The organism is Cobetia sp. Ld8 (genome assembly GCF_045066615.1).
GTDB lineage: Bacteria > Pseudomonadota > Gammaproteobacteria > Pseudomonadales > Halomonadaceae > Cobetia > Cobetia amphilecti.
In genome coordinates this window covers 849,141-863,015 of sequence record NZ_JBISHF010000007.1, presented here as the reverse complement: position 1 = coordinate 863,015, position 13,875 = coordinate 849,141, and the positions used below count along the sequence as shown (strand labels likewise).

The 13,875-nt window shown below is 62.1% G+C and carries 12 protein-coding genes; 8 read left to right on the top strand and 4 right to left on the bottom strand.

The features are described from left to right. On the top strand, positions 1 to 933 hold the full coding sequence (locus ACJJV2_RS08460; protein WP_054556694.1) for a LysR substrate-binding domain-containing protein: 933 nt from the start codon (positions 1 to 3) through the stop codon (positions 931 to 933). Positions 934 to 1,076: 143 nt separating this feature from the next. Here ACJJV2_RS08460 and ACJJV2_RS08455 read toward each other — a convergent pair whose 3' ends face one another. From ACJJV2_RS08455 to ACJJV2_RS08445, 3 genes are all read right to left on the bottom strand, one after another. Then, complete coding sequence (locus ACJJV2_RS08455; protein WP_405279950.1) at positions 1,077 to 2,228, bottom strand: bifunctional nicotinamide-nucleotide adenylyltransferase/Nudix hydroxylase; 1,152 nt, start codon at positions 2,226 to 2,228, stop codon at positions 1,077 to 1,079. 385 nt (positions 2,229 to 2,613) lie between these two features. Further along, positions 2,614 to 3,567 (bottom strand): nucleoside hydrolase, encoded by a 954-nt coding sequence (locus ACJJV2_RS08450; protein ID WP_131432025.1) that lies wholly within the window; start codon positions 3,565 to 3,567, stop codon positions 2,614 to 2,616. A 119-nt stretch (positions 3,568 to 3,686) separates the two neighbouring features. Beyond that, entirely contained in the window at positions 3,687 to 4,607 is a 921-nt protein-coding gene (locus tag ACJJV2_RS08445) for a ribokinase (protein WP_054556692.1), read from the bottom strand. A 170-nt stretch (positions 4,608 to 4,777) separates the two neighbouring features. On the opposite strand from ACJJV2_RS08445, the gene ACJJV2_RS08440 reads away from it, so the two are divergent. Continuing rightward, positions 4,778 to 6,694, top strand: coding sequence for a hypothetical protein (locus tag ACJJV2_RS08440; RefSeq protein ID WP_405279946.1), 1,917 nt, complete (start codon positions 4,778 to 4,780; stop codon positions 6,692 to 6,694). 124 nt (positions 6,695 to 6,818) lie between these two features. On the opposite strand, the gene ACJJV2_RS08435 is transcribed toward ACJJV2_RS08440, so the two are convergent. Continuing rightward, entirely contained in the window at positions 6,819 to 7,871 is a 1,053-nt protein-coding gene (locus ACJJV2_RS08435) for a D-2-hydroxyacid dehydrogenase (protein WP_405279943.1), read from the bottom strand. A gap of 319 nt (positions 7,872 to 8,190) precedes the next feature. Here ACJJV2_RS08435 and ACJJV2_RS08430 point away from each other — a divergent pair, with 319 nt between their 5' ends. The 6 genes from ACJJV2_RS08430 to ybgC all read left to right on the top strand — a co-directional run bounded on the left by ACJJV2_RS08430 (position 8,191) and on the right by ybgC (position 13,851). Continuing rightward, positions 8,191 to 8,415 (top strand): FmdB family zinc ribbon protein, encoded by a 225-nt coding sequence (locus tag ACJJV2_RS08430; RefSeq protein ID WP_043333602.1) that lies wholly within the window; start codon positions 8,191 to 8,193, stop codon positions 8,413 to 8,415. Positions 8,416 to 8,562: 147 nt separating this feature from the next. Beyond that, positions 8,563 to 10,350 (top strand): aspartate--tRNA ligase, encoded by a 1,788-nt coding sequence (aspS, locus tag ACJJV2_RS08425; protein ID WP_405279939.1) that lies wholly within the window; start codon positions 8,563 to 8,565, stop codon positions 10,348 to 10,350. A gap of 280 nt (positions 10,351 to 10,630) precedes the next feature. Beyond that, the gene (gene ruvC / locus ACJJV2_RS08420; RefSeq protein WP_043333606.1) at positions 10,631 to 11,209 is read left to right on the top strand and encodes a crossover junction endodeoxyribonuclease RuvC; all 579 of its coding nucleotides are present in this window, start codon (positions 10,631 to 10,633) and stop codon (positions 11,207 to 11,209) included. Between the two features lie 312 nt (positions 11,210 to 11,521). Next, positions 11,522 to 12,136: a Holliday junction branch migration protein RuvA gene (gene ruvA, locus ACJJV2_RS08415; protein WP_043333607.1), complete on the top strand. Its 615-nt coding sequence runs from the start codon at positions 11,522 to 11,524 to the stop codon at positions 12,134 to 12,136. Between the two features lie 240 nt (positions 12,137 to 12,376). Then, a complete protein-coding gene (gene ruvB, locus ACJJV2_RS08410; RefSeq protein WP_347421411.1) occupies positions 12,377 to 13,420 on the top strand; it encodes a Holliday junction branch migration DNA helicase RuvB in 1,044 nt (347 codons plus the stop codon). Beyond that, a complete protein-coding gene (ybgC, locus tag ACJJV2_RS08405; protein WP_405279934.1) occupies positions 13,417 to 13,851 on the top strand; it encodes a tol-pal system-associated acyl-CoA thioesterase in 435 nt (144 codons plus the stop codon). The genes ruvB and ybgC overlap by 4 nt, the downstream gene beginning before the upstream one ends. Positions 13,852 to 13,875 lie beyond the last annotated feature (24 nt).

The following is a 13,875-nucleotide window of genomic DNA, read 5'->3' as shown; positions in this document are numbered from 1 at the left end:
GTGAACCTGGAAACTAAGTGGTTGGAAGATTTCGTTGCGCTGTCCAATACCCGCAGCTTCTCCACCTCGGCTCGCCTGCGACACGTTACCCAGCCTGCGTTCAGTCGCCGCATCCGTGCGCTTGAACAGGCCGTGGGCACTACGCTGGTCGACCGCTCGACGACCCCGGTCAGTCTAACGCCGGAGGGCCAGCTGTTCCTGGTCACCGCGCGCAACCTGACAGAGCAGCTGTCAGAGTGTCTCGCCCACCTGCGCGGGCTGGGCATGGCCAACGAGACCCTGGATATCGCGGCCGCGCATTCGCTGGCTCTGGCCTTCTTCCCCAAGTGGATCTCGCGTCTCCAGCAGGGCCTGGGGGAGTTGCCGACACGCCTGTCCGCGATGAATGTCGGCGACGCCATTCACTCGCTGCGCGAAGGCAACTGCGACTTGATGCTCGCCTATTATGACCCTTACGCCAGCATGCAGCTGGACGCCGAGGCCTTCCCGTCCTTCTCGGTCGCCAAGGTCAACATGCTGCCGGTGTGCGTGCCGTTGGAGAATGGCGAGCCCCGCTTCCCGCTGACCGGGCAGAGCGAGACCAGCCAGGATGCGATTCCCCTGCTGTCCTATACCCAGGGCGCATTTCTGGGCCGCAGCGTGAAGATGCTGCTCAAGAATGATCCGCTGCGCCTGCGCCTGCGCACCGTCTATGAGATGGCGATGGCCGAGGGTCTCAAGGGCATGGCCTTGCAGGGCGTCGGCATGGCGTGGATTCCGGATTTCTGCATTCGCGATGAGCTGGAAAGCGGCAAGCTGGTGCGCGCGGGCAACGAGGCGTGGGATATCCCGCTGGAGATTCGTCTCTATCGGTGTTCGCTGGTCCACAAGCCCGGCATCGACAAGCTGTGGAAGCAGCTGATGAATCTGCCGCGAGATTTCCTCGAAGCCTGAGCCTGAGTGTTGCAGGCAAAGTCAAAGGCGAAGACAAAAGAAAGCCAGGTGTCTTCTGACGAAAACGGCAGCCCCGCGGGGCTGCCGTTTTCGTTGTGCTGATGCAGGGAAGTGTGCGCGCCTGCATAGGCCGTTCCGGGAAGTCAGAAACTGCTTTGGCCTGCATGCAGGCCGAGGAAATTCTGAATGATGAAGAAGTGGTCCTCGAAGAGGGTGTCGGGCTCCAGATCCGCCAGCGCGACCCAGCGTGCCTGCTCCTCGTTCTCGCCGCCGCTTCTGAGTTTGGGAAGCTGCTGCTCCGGTCGCAGGGCGAAGTAGAAGGCCTCTGCCAGGGTGCGTCCGCGCCAGCTGCGATGCGGCGCGTCAAACAGACGCTGACCGCGCAGAGAGCCACGCAGAACAGGTTCCGGCACCTTGAGGCGCACACGCTCCTTGAGCTCACGCAGGCAGGCATCCAGCAGGCGCTCCTGGGGTTGCACGAAGCCGCCAGGCAGGGCGTAAAGCCCCTTGCCGGGTGCCGCGCGCCGCGTGGTGAGCAGCACATGGCCGGACTGCACCACCACGGCGTTGACCGTGATGAACAGTGGCGGGTAGGGCGCATCGCTCCAGGCGGCGCGATATTGCTCCAGCAGGCGATGTTCCTCGACCAGCCCTTGCCACGCGGTCTCATCCAGGAAGCCATGCAGATGCTGAGCCACCGGCGGTGGCAGCAGCTCCAGTCCCTCGTTGTCCAGCCAATCCTCGGCGCGGGCACGCTCGGTGAAGATGACCTCACGAATACGGCTGGCCTCCATCCCCTCGCGCAGTGGCACCGCCACCGACTCCCACTGCGGGAAGAGGCTCAGGTAGTAGCTTGACTGGCTGTTGCTGTCACGCCGATTGGCACCGATCAGCGCGATTCTCGGCATCCGGTTGGCCTGCGGACGCGCGATATCGCGTACCTTGCGCTGCACATCACGCACCCAGACATCGTCGTTGTAGAGGGCATCCAGCAACGGCACGATTTCCAGGCGCGCATTGTCGGCATCGTAAAAGCAACTGCGGATCATGCGCGTGCGTTCAGAGAAGGTGAACGGGTTGCGCAGTGAACGTGCCTGCCAGGCAGAGCCGACCAGCACGATGACCTGCCGCGCGAGGCGCAGGGCCTCTTCCATCACGGCAACATGGCCATGGTGCATGGGCTGGAAGCGACCGATGAAGACCAGGCAGTCGTACTGGGTGTCGGCGATCGCGGGAGAATCCTGAGTGCGAAGCGTTGCAGCGGGTGCAGAGGGCAACGTTGTCGTCGAAGGCATGATGAGCTCCGTGGCAGGCAGGATGGGGCGGCGTATGAGGCGCTTGCCCAGTGAGGTTCCGCTAGCGTATCAGATTATGTGCATGCGCCGAACGGCTCGCCATTCACTCTCGTCTGGTAAGGATTAGTCAAAAGTTTATCCCGTTATCTTTGTAAGGGAGCCTTGATAATCAAGCAACTTCTCGGTCTTTGGGGGCATGGGGAGGTCGTTGCGGTAAAGGAGAGACGCCAAAGAGGAGAAGAGGGAACGGAGGAAGGAAAGGGGAAAGTGAACAAGCGCGAATGCACAAACCGAGACAACGCCCGCCAGCAATGACGCTGACGGGCGTTGTCTCGGTTTGTGGCAAGGCCGATGGCAGGCCCAGGCGGGCCTGCCGGGCGCCGGATCAGGACGCCTTGGCGGTCAGTACGTCGGTGATCCACTCCACGACCTTGTCGCCCTGGGCATTGACGCAGACGTCGACCAGCGGCGTCTGGGACCACTGATTGCCGAGGAATTCGCGACCCTCAGGGGCGAACAGAGTCTGACCTTCGGCCAGGCCTTCGACTTCGACATTCAGGTGGCCGCGCTCGGTGGTGAATAGCTCCGGCTTCATCAGCCAGGCGAGGGCGCAGCTGTCGTGCGGGCAGCAACCATCGATGCCGCGCGCTTCCTGATAGAAGGCCTTGTAGAACTGATAGCTGCCGGACAGCACTTCGCCGAGTGCGCCTTGCGCGACGCGGATGCGCTCGACATGGGCCGGAGACAGCACGCAGCGGTGCGTCGCATCGAGACCGACCATGGTCAGCGGCCAGCCGGCAGTCAGCACCTTGGCGGCGGCATGCGGGTCATTGAAGATGTTGGCTTCGGCGACCGGTGAGACGTTGCCGCCTTCACGGATGGAACCGCCCATGATGACGACCTGCTTGACCTTGCTGATGATGCTTGGGTCCAGCTGCAGTGCGGTGGCCAGATTGCCCAGCGGGCCGACGGCGACGAGGGTGATCTCGCCAGGACGCGCATTGACCTGCTCGACGATGAACTGCGGTGCGCTGATGGACAGCGCCTTGCCCTTGGGCTCCGGGATCTCCATGTTGCCCAGGCCATTGGCACCGTGGATGTGCGCCGGCGCCGGGAACTTGTCCTTGACCAGAGGCTGGGCAGCGCCCTGGGCGACCGGAATCTCCTGACCCGCCAGTTCGCCCAGCAGCAGGGCGTTGGAGGTGGCCGTCTCGATGGTGACGTTGCCGAAGGTGGTGGTCATGCCGAGGAATTCGATGTCCGGATGCGCCAGACAGATGGCAATCGCCTGGGCATCATCCACGCCCGGATCGGTATCAAAGATAATCGGTGTTTTCATGCTGACCTCGTGAAAGAAGTGACCTGCAATAGAGGGCGTTACGCCAACAGGGCGCCCATGAGGTGACACGGGCACTGCACGGGACACGTGGTGGTGTCCCGTGCAGGTAGCTCAGTTGTTCAGTTGCTCAGGACGTCGAGCGTCGGCCATTCGGCCAGGGCAGCGGCGACATCACTGGCCAGCGGAATGCTCGGCGCTGCGCCTTCGCGGCTCACGCACAGGGCAGAGGCAGTGCTGGCACGACGCAGGCTTTCCTCGATGCTCTGGCCTTCGATCTGGCTTGCCAGGTAATAGCCGATGAAGGTGTCGCCCGCCGCGGTGGTGTCCACGGCATTGACGCGGTGCGCCGGCAGCTGGATGCGCTGTTCCCCCAGCTGGTAGCAGACGCCTTCACTGCCCAGGGTCATCACCACTTCGGTGTCGGGAAGGCGTGTGTGAAGCGCGGCGAGCAGGGTGGCGACAGGCGCGCTTTCTTCCAGCTCGACCAGCTGTGCCGCTTCACCGCGATTGAGGAACAGCACCTGGCAATGCTCCAACGGCAGGCGCAGGACGTCAGCACCCATCGGGGCCGGATTGAACGCGATTTTCATGCCCTTGGCATGTGCCAGCTCGATGACCTTGCCCAGTGCGTTGCACTCATTTTGCAGCAGCAGCCAATCTCCCTGCGTCACGCCAGAGAACAGCGTCGCGAGATGCTCGTCGGTGAAACCGTGGTTGGCGCCCGGATGCAGAATGATGCTGTTCTCGGCGTGGTCGTCCACCTGGATGATGGCGTGGCCACTGGCGCTGGCGCTCAGCTCGACCTGCGAGGTGATGACACCGGCGCTTTCCAGCGGCTCAAGTGCCCAGCGATCACTGTTGCCAAGGCGGCCCCAGTGCGTGACGTCGCCTCCGGCGCGCGCAAGCGCGAGCGACTGGTTGGCACCCTTGCCACCCAGTACCTGACGGTAGGAGAGACTCGCCAGGGTTTCACCCGGTCGTACCAGGTGAGGTACCCGATAGACGTGATCGATATTGATAGAACCGTAGTTGTAAAGCATGCAGCCTCCTTGGGGTCGAGCATCCTAGCAAAGCCTTGGCCGCCTGTCCCCAGTCGTATCACCAAGGTCTGACCTAAAGGTCATGTTTAAGCGTTGAAGCAATCAGCCTCTTGGAACGCAAGAGAAAGTGCATACTTCCTGTCATCTCGCTGGATTCAGGATAGCCGCCCATGTCGGAGTCGAAGCAACCCGCCGTCACGATCAAGAAGTGGGTCTGGCGAGCGCTCTTCACCAGTACCATGATTCCGTTGCTGTTGGTCGAGACCGCCCTGGTGGCGGTGTATTTCGTGTCCAATGACGAGATTCGTGATGCCAACCTCAATTACCTGCAATCCCAGTCGAGCAGTGAGCTCAATCTGGCGATGCTGCGGGAGGCCAAGTCACTCAGCCAGCAACTGGAGCATGTCCAGAACCTGTCGCGCGGGCTTGGTGCCCAGGCAGGCGAACTGGCCATGGGCGACACCGGTACCGGGGTGGCGGCGCGCGAGGTTGCCCGTCACGCAAGCCTGCCCAGCGGTGTCTGGGCCAGTCAGCAGACGGCGGACAATCAGGGCAGTGGCTTCTATCCCGCCTTGCCAGGCGTTGAGCAGGACATTCCCATGGCGCTGCGCATGACGGCGGTCGACCCGATCATGCGCAGTGTCGTGTCCTCGCACTCGGCCGTGGTGCAGTCCTTCGTCACGATAGCCGACTGCTATGTCCGCCTCTTCCCCTATGTCGATCTGGCCTCGCTGGTGCCAGCCGACCACGACTGTCGTGACTTCTCCTTCTTCTATCTGGCCGCGCCAGAGGCAAATCCCTCGCGAAACACCATCTGGACCGACATCTACGAAGACCCGGCCGGCAATGGCTGGATGACGTCGGCCGTCAGTCCCTACTATTCTGAGCAAGGCGAGTTTCTCGGCGTCGCCGGCGTCGACATGACCCTGGACGTGATCGTCAATCAGGTGCTGGCGATGGAGCTGCCCTGGCAAGGCTTCGCGATGCTGTTCGATGCCGAGGGGCGCTCACTCGCCGTCCCGCGGGCCGGTGAGCAGTTGCTGTCGCTGCTGCCGCTGGAGATTCCCGATGCCAATGACCTCCAGGAAGAGGATGTCATTCGGCCCGCCCAGCTGGAGCTGAAAGGTCATGACGTCTTCAAGAGACTCGCGCCCCGTATCCTCGAGCAGCGGCGTGGCCTGGAGAGCGTCAATGTGGCGGGAGCGCCCTACAAGGTGGCGTGGGAGCGCTTGCCGGGCAATGGCTGGATCATGTTGAGCATGGTCGAGGAGAGTGCCGTCTTCTTTCGTACCGCCGAGATCGGGCGCAACTTCCAGCTGGTCGGCATGGCGCTGGTCGGTGGCCTGATCCTGTTCTATTTCACCTTCTTCATTCTCATGAGCTGGCGCACGCACCATATCAGCCGTCGCCTTTCGGTGCCGCTGGCCGAGCTGCGTGAACGACTGCATCGCATCGGCATGGGCGCGGAAGTCGAATCGGCGGGCGGCAGTGGTATCGTCGAGCTGGATGATGCCAACGCCACCGCCGAAGAGATGTATCAGCGTCTGCGCCAGACCCAGAAGGAGTTGCAGTCCAGTGAACGTCGCTTGCTGGATTCTCTTGAAGCCAGTGGCGATAGCCTGTGGGAAATGGATATTCCTGAGCGCATCGTGCGCATCCATCCCAATCTCTGGAAGATGCTCGGCGCTTCGGGACACGAGCCGTTGGCGATGCGCGAAATGGACTTCGATCGCTTGATCCACCCGGATGACCTTGAGCAGGTACATGTGCTCAGGCATCAGGTCATCAATACTTACGGCGAAAGCTGTGAGTGCCAATATCGCATGCGTGCGCCACAGGAAGAGGACCTTCAGCAGATCGAGGCGATGGGAATGAACGAGGCAGGCATGGCGGACGCCACAGGCAAGGCTGGCGACAAGTTCCTGCAACAGCGGAGCCTGAGCGCTGACGATGACGGTGAGCATGAGGACGGCGAGCGAGCGAGCGGCACCCGGTGGGTATTGTTGAGCTCACGCGGTCGTGTGGTGTCGTGGGACGCTGAAGGCAACGCCCTCAAGGCGGCGGGCATGCATATCCGCATCCGCTGACGCCAGGCCACTCATAAAAAGCCCCCGACTCGGCGCATATGCCGGTTCGGGGGCTTTTTTCGTGACGTGCCGATCACTCCTGCCACTCGGCGTCAGTGGCTGTCACCGCGAGGTTGAGGCCGTGTCAGGCGTGTTCGCTCAGGAATGTCTCGATATTGGCCAGACTGAGATCGAGCATGTTCTGGCGCGCCTCCTGGCTGATCCAGGCATTGTGCGGCGTGACGATCAGGTTCAAGGGCGCACTCGCCGAATGGTGCTGGCTTTCCAGGGCCGAGAGCAGCGAGTGGCCTTCACGTGGCGGCTCCTCCGGCAGGCTATCCACCGCCAGGCCGCCGAGTTGTCCGGTGGCCAGTGCCTCCAGCGCTGCATCCTCGTCGATGATGCCCCCGCGGGCGCAATTGACCAGCAGTGCACCGGGCTTCATGGCGGCGAGCGCCTGCTCATCGATCAGATGCTGCGTCTCTGGGGTCAGCGGGCAGTGCAGACTGATGGCGTCAGCCTGGGGCAGCAGGCTTTCCAGCGCGGGGCGCTCGGCGGTGGGGGCGGTGCCCGGACGGGCGGCAAAGGTCACGCGCATGCCGAACGCCTCGGCCAGCCTGCCCACCGCAGTGCCCAGCTCTCCCTTGCCGATGATGACCAGATGCTTGCCGGACAGCTGCACCACGGGGCGTCCCATCAGGCAGAAGGTCGCGCTGCGTTGCCACTCGCCCGCGGCGATGTCGGTCTGGTATTCCGGCAGGCGGCCTGCCAGTGCCAGCAGCAGCATCCAGGTGTGCTGCGCCACCGAGTGAGTGCCATAGGCATTGACGTTCATGACTCGAATGCCGCGTGCTTCGGCGGCCGCCATGTCGATATTGTTGGTGCCGGTCGCCATCACCGCGATCAGCTTGAGGGTCGGCAACTCATCCAAGTGGTGCGCCTCGATGCGTACCTTGTTGACCAGCACGATGGAGGCACCGCTCAGCCGTGGCACCACTTCCTCGGGCGCGGTCGCGTCATGACAGACCAATCCTTCCAGGCGGGCCTCGAGACGCGAGAAGTCCAGCCCGTCACCGACGGAGCCGGCATCGAGCATGACGGCCTGCGGGGCGCCGGTGGACGAGGCAGGCTCGCAGTGAGAGGAAGCGGGCGTGGAAGAATGAGAGGGAGACTGCGCAGTACGATCGTGATCGGACATAGGTGCCTCATGATGGCGTAGGAAGATAGATAGGAAGACAGAAAGGCTGGCCCGGAAATGACGAGTGCGTAGCGTCTGGGCCGGTTTGTGCTTGGGTGTTGCCCCGCACGGGGCCGAGCACGCTATAATGTGCCCCTTTCGCTTTGACTTGAAAGCCGCTCAACTGGCCTTATTGTAGGCGTCTCTTGCTGGTGCTTGCGAAAGCTCTCATGTTGGGGCCGCAGGTGCGCTGAACGCAAGACGCGCCGCAAGGCATAACATTGTCATGGTTCATGGTGCTCAGACAGCCCCGTGACCAGTATTGTCAGGAAAGAAAACCATGCCGATCTATGAATACCACTGCAAGGCCTGTGGCCATCGGATGGACAAGTTGCAGAAGATCAGCGCTGCGCCGCTGACGGAGTGCCCGGAATGCAAGACGGACCAGCTCGAGAAGCTGGTCTCCGCCGCCGGGTTCCGTCTGGCAGGCAGTGGCTGGTACGAGACGGATTTCAAGTCCGGCAGCAAGAAGAATCTGGCCGGTGGTAGCGACAGCACCGCCTGACACAGCTGGGATAGTGCGTCAGGCATCAGCGTGATGAGGGTCAGGGGCGCCCAGCGGGTACCCTTGCCCCTCATCGCCAACGGCAGGCCCTCTGAGACAGATGCGCATCAGCGCGTCGATCATGAATTTGAGCAACAAGGAATCAACATGCGCAGCCACTATTGCGGCAAACTGAACGAGACCCTGATCGATCAGGATGTCACTCTGTGCGGGTGGGTGCACCGCCGTCGCGACCACGGTGGCGTCATCTTCCTCGACATGCGCGACCGTGATGGCATCGCCCAGATCGTCGTCGATCCGGACACCGTCGATGCCTTCGCCACTGCCGACAAGGCGCGCAGCGAGTTCGTGCTGCGTATCAAGGGCCGTATCCGTCTGCGCCCGGAAGGCACCCAGAACCCGAACATGCCGACAGGCATGATCGAAGTGCTGGCCAAGGACGTCGAAGTGCTCAACACCGCACAGACGCCGCCGTTCCAGCTCGACGACCACAACAAGGTCGGTGAGGAAGTTCGCCTCAAGTATCGTTATGTCGACCTGCGTCGTCCCGACATGATCGAGAAGCTGCGTCTGCGCTCGCGCATCACTCACAGCGTGCGCGCCCAGCTCGAAGCCCTGGGCTTCCTCGACATCGAAACCCCGATCCTGACGCGTGCCACGCCGGAAGGCGCACGTGACTATCTGGTGCCGAGCCGCACCTACGCCGGCAGCTTCTTCGCACTGCCGCAGTCTCCCCAGCTGTTCAAGCAGCTGCTGATGGTCGCCGGTGTCGATCGTTACTACCAGATCGCCAAATGCTTCCGTGATGAAGACCTGCGTGCTGACCGTCAGCCGGAGTTCACCCAGATCGACCTCGAAGCCAGCTTCGTCGACGAGCAGGACATCATGGGCATGACCGAGACCATGATCCGTGGCCTCTACAAGGAAGTGCTCGATGTCGAGCTGGGCGACTTCCCGACCATGCCGTACTCCGAGGCCATCAGCCGCTTCGGTTCCGACAAGCCGGACCTGCGTATCCCGCTGGAACTGGTCGATGTCGATGACCTGATGAGCGGCGTGGACTTCAAGGTCTTCTCCGGTCCGGCCAAGGACGACAAGGGCCGTGTCGCCGCACTGCGTGTGCCGGGCGGTGCCAGCCTGTCACGCAAGGAAATCGACGCCTACACCAAGTTCGTCGGCATCTACGGTGCCAAGGGCCTTGCGTGGATCAAGGTCAACGAACGTGCCAAGGGCATCGAGGGTCTGCAGTCGCCGATCGTCAAGTTCATGGAAGACGTCGTGGATGAAGTGCTGGACCGCTGTGGCGCCGTCGACGGCGACATCGTGTTCTTCGGCGCTGACAAGGCCAACATCGTGGCCGAGGCCATCGGTGCGCTGCGCGTCAAGCTGGGTGAAGACCTCAACCTCTACACCCGCGAGTGGGCGCCGCTGTGGGTCGTCGACTTCCCGATGTTCGAAGCCGATGCCAACGGCCGCCTGAGCGCGCTGCACCACCCGTTCACCGCGCCGTCCTGCACGCCGGAAGAGCTCAAGGCCAACCCGGAAGCGGCACTGTCTCGCGCCTACGACATGGTCATCAACGGCACCGAGCTGGGTGGCGGCTCCATCCGTATCCACGATCAGGCCATGCAGCGTACCGTGTTCGAAGTGCTGGGCATCGGTGAAGAAGAAGCGGAAGAGAAGTTCGGCTTCCTGCTCGACGCCCTGAAGTTCGGCGCGCCGCCCCATGGTGGTCTGGCCTTCGGTCTCGACCGTCTGGTGATGCTGATGACCGGCGCCAAGACCATTCGTGAAGTGATTGCCTTCCCGAAAACCCAGAGCGCCGGCTGCATGATGACTGACGCCCCGGGTGTGGTCAGCGGTGAGCAGCTCAAGGAGCTGAACATCCGTCTGCGTCAGAAGGTCAAGATCGAAGACGAAAGCGGTCAGGCCTGATTCAGCGGCGCATGACCGAGAGAGTGACTGGTGGGGCCGTCTGGACTGATTCGATCAGACAAGGGCGGTCCCGCAGTGGCAGGTTTGTCCCTTTGGCCTGGTAGGCGAGGGGGCGAGCAAGCCCGACAAGGCGGTGCGAGACTGTTTGCTGGCGTTCACGTCAGGCGATGACAGTGTCGCACCGCCTTTTTTGTGGCATGGTAGCTGGTTATATACACAGTAAGAGCGATGGCGCGATGACGACAGCGAAGACGCAAGGTGTGAGAGACGAGGCGGCAGCATGATCATTCTTGGCATCGACCCGGGCTCACGTCTGACCGGGTATGGGGTATTGGATGTCTCTGCGGCTCAGCCTCGCTATGTGGACAGTGGCTGCATTCGCATGTCACAGGTCAGCCTGGATCAGCGCCTGGCGCAGATCTATGCCGGTATCAGCGAGGTGATCGCCCTGCATCGCCCCGCTGAATTCGCCATCGAGCAGGTCTTCATGTCCAAGAACGCCGATTCGGCGCTCAAGCTGGGCCAGGCGCGCGGGGCTGCCATCGTGTGTGCGGCCAATCACGGCTTGCCGGTGTTCGAATATGGGCCGCGGCAGATCAAGCAGGCCGTGACCGGTACCGGCGCCGCCGAGAAGTCACAGGTGCAGCATATGGTCACGCATACGCTCAAGCTTTCCGCCACGCCGCAGGCCGATGCCGCCGATGCGCTGGCCATTGCGCTGACGCATTGTTTCGCGCGTCGACGCCTGACGCCCGGCAATGACCAGTTGGAAGCCTTGGGGCTGGGGAATACCAGTCGACGCAAGGGAACCCGTGTACGGCGTAGCAGCAGCTGGCGAGACTTCGAGCCCGACGCCTGACATGCCGCTGAGCGACAAATGCGGTATTGTGCTCAATTAATAGCGATTTTTCAGTCACTTGTAGAGTGTCTGCCGAGCCTGGCAGCAGCCGATTGCGTGATGCGCCAAGCCGCGTGGCATCAGGCTTCGTGCCATCACCCAAGGTATGACTGTCAGAAAGATGCGACAAATTCGTCGTGACACTGGGACATGCCGCCTACGCTTCATCTTTGGTAGGCTTGCCCGCATTGTAACAATCCGTGCAGAGAATCGGGTCTGCGAGCAGCACGATCCCACCGAACACGTTCTCTGCCGAGCAAGGACAGCCGCAACATGATTGGACGCCTGACCGGGACATTGCTGGAAAAACAACCGCCGCAGCTGGTGCTTGATGTACAGGGTGTCGGTTATGAACTGGAAGCTTCGATGAACACCCTGTTGGGCTTGCCGGCCGTGGGCGAACATTGCCAGCTTTACACCCACCTGGTGGTGCGCGAAGACGCGCAGTTGCTGTACGGCTTCGGCAAGGAGCCCGAGCGTCGTCTGTTCCGTGAATTGATCAAGATCTCCGGTGTCGGTCCGCGACTGGCGCTGGCGATTCTGTCGGGAATGGAGCAGTCCGATTTCATTCGCTGTGTTCACGACGAAGACAGCCGAGCGTTGACACGTCTGCCGGGCGTCGGCAAGAAGACGGCGGATCGCCTGATCATCGAGATGCGTGATCGCCTCAAGCATTGGACGCTGCCGGCGGATGATGGGCTGGATGAAATGGCGCGTGCCTCCCAGCCGCAACCGCCGGTCACCCATCCTCTGGCGGATGCCGAAGCCGCGCTGGTGTCTCTGGGCTACAAGCCTGTCGAGGCGGCCAAGATGCTCTCCGGGCTCGAGACCGGCGCCTCCACCGAAGCGCTCATCAAGGCGGCGCTGGCGCGCAAGATGGCCAGCTGAAGCCTCGCCAGGGCAGCAAACATGCGCCCTATAGTTTCCGTGAAGGAAACGGCGCATCGTGATTGGATTTATTGACTAGGGGTTGGCAGGTTACTGGGGTAGAAAGTGCGCGCTTGAACGCAGATGCGCTAGATCGTTGCACCGCCCTGGCAAACCTTGCCACCTGCCACTGACGCACGTTCATGGCCCATGACCCGCGTCATGTGCGTGACCTGCGTCATCAGGAGTTGAGCAAGCATCATGATGGAGTCGGACCGACTGATCTCCGCGGCGACGCATGATCCGGAAGAGCGGATCGATCGCGCCAACCGGCCACGCACGCTGAGTGACTACATCGGACAGCCCATCGTCCGCGAGCAGATGGAAATCTTCATCAGTGCCGCGCGAGGACGAGGCGATAGTCTGGATCACACCCTGGTCTTCGGCCCGCCCGGTCTCGGCAAGACGACGCTGGCGCATATCATCGCCAGCGAGATGAGTGTCGATATCAAGTCGACCTCCGGGCCGGTGCTGGAGCGGGCAGGGGACCTGGCAGCGATGCTGACCAACCTGCAGGAAGGCGATGTCCTGTTCATCGACGAGATTCACCGCCTGTCTCCGGCCGTCGAGGAAGTGCTCTATCCGGCGATGGAAGATTACCAGCTCGACATCATGATCGGTGAAGGCCCCGCGGCCCGCTCGATCAAGCTTGAGCTGCCACGATTCACCCTGGTCGGCGCGACGACGCGCGCGGGGCTGCTGACGGCGCCGCTGCGCGATCGCTTCGGCATCGTCCAGCGCCTCGAGTTCTACGATATCGAGTCACTCACCGACATCGTGGCACGCAGTGCCAGGCTTTCCGGCATGGAAGTCGAGATGGAAGGGGCGCTGGAGATTGCGCGTCGTTCCCGCGGCACGCCGCGTATCGCCAATCGCCTGCTGCGCCGGGTGCGTGACTTCGCCGAAGTGCGCTCGGATGGTCGCTTGACGCTGGAAGTGGCCGACAAGGCGCTCAACATGCTCAACGTCGACAGCCACGGCCTGGATCACATGGACCGTCGACTGCTGCTGGCAATGATCGAGAAGTTCGATGGCGGGCCGGTCGGGGTCGATTCATTGGCGGCGGCCATCGGGGAAGAGCGCGATACCATCGAGGATGTGCTGGAGCCCTACCTGATTCAGCAAGGCTTCATGATGCGCACGGCGCGTGGGCGACTGGTTACGCGCTCGGCCTATCTGCACTTCGGGATCACCCCGCGTGAAGAGCAGGCGCGGCTGGGACAGGAAGGAAGTGACGCGTCATGACATCTGAAGGCGCAGGAAATACGTTGAAGGGTGAAGCTGCATGTTTTCACCATACTGTGCGCGTCTACATCGAGGATACTGATGCCGGTGGCATCGTCTACTACGTGAATTATCTGCGCTTCATGGAGCGCGCTCGCAGTGAATGGTTGCGAGCAAAGGGTTTCACGCAGCAAGCCTTGCTTGAAAAAAGCATTCAGCTGGTAGTACACAGCGTAACAAATCGTTATCTTCGTCCTGCGCATCTGGACGACCTGCTGACCGTGACGGCAACGGCAGGTGCCTTGCGCGGTGCACGCTTGACGTTCACCCAGAAGGCGCTGCGCGGTGAGCAGATATTGAGCGAAGCGGAAGTCGTGATCGCTTGCGTCGATGCCACGACCTTGCGTCCCAGACGCTGGCCCGGGGAATTGCTTGCGGCTCTTGAGGTCTGAGATCACAAGGCGCAGACGAGGCCG

Coding starts and splice junctions, on each gene's coding strand:
- ACJJV2_RS08455 (WP_405279950.1), bottom strand. CDS start 2,228: ATGCCTTCGACGACAACGTTGCCCTCTGCACCCGCTGCAACGCTTCGC.
- ACJJV2_RS08450 (WP_131432025.1), bottom strand. CDS start 3,567: ATGAAAACACCGATTATCTTTGATACCGATCCGGGCGTGGATGATGCC.
- ACJJV2_RS08445 (WP_054556692.1), bottom strand. CDS start 4,607: ATGCTTTACAACTACGGTTCTATCAATATCGATCACGTCTATCGGGTA.
- ACJJV2_RS08440 (WP_405279946.1), top strand. CDS start 4,778: ATGTCGGAGTCGAAGCAACCCGCCGTCACGATCAAGAAGTGGGTCTGG.
- ACJJV2_RS08435 (WP_405279943.1), bottom strand. CDS start 7,871: ATGTCCGATCACGATCGTACTGCGCAGTCTCCCTCTCATTCTTCCACG.
- ACJJV2_RS08430 (WP_043333602.1), top strand. CDS start 8,191: ATGCCGATCTATGAATACCACTGCAAGGCCTGTGGCCATCGGATGGAC.
- aspS (WP_405279939.1), top strand. CDS start 8,563: ATGCGCAGCCACTATTGCGGCAAACTGAACGAGACCCTGATCGATCAG.
- ruvC (WP_043333606.1), top strand. CDS start 10,631: ATGATCATTCTTGGCATCGACCCGGGCTCACGTCTGACCGGGTATGGG.
- ruvA (WP_043333607.1), top strand. CDS start 11,522: ATGATTGGACGCCTGACCGGGACATTGCTGGAAAAACAACCGCCGCAG.
- ruvB (WP_347421411.1), top strand. CDS start 12,377: ATGATGGAGTCGGACCGACTGATCTCCGCGGCGACGCATGATCCGGAA.
- ybgC (WP_405279934.1), top strand. CDS start 13,417: ATGACATCTGAAGGCGCAGGAAATACGTTGAAGGGTGAAGCTGCATGT.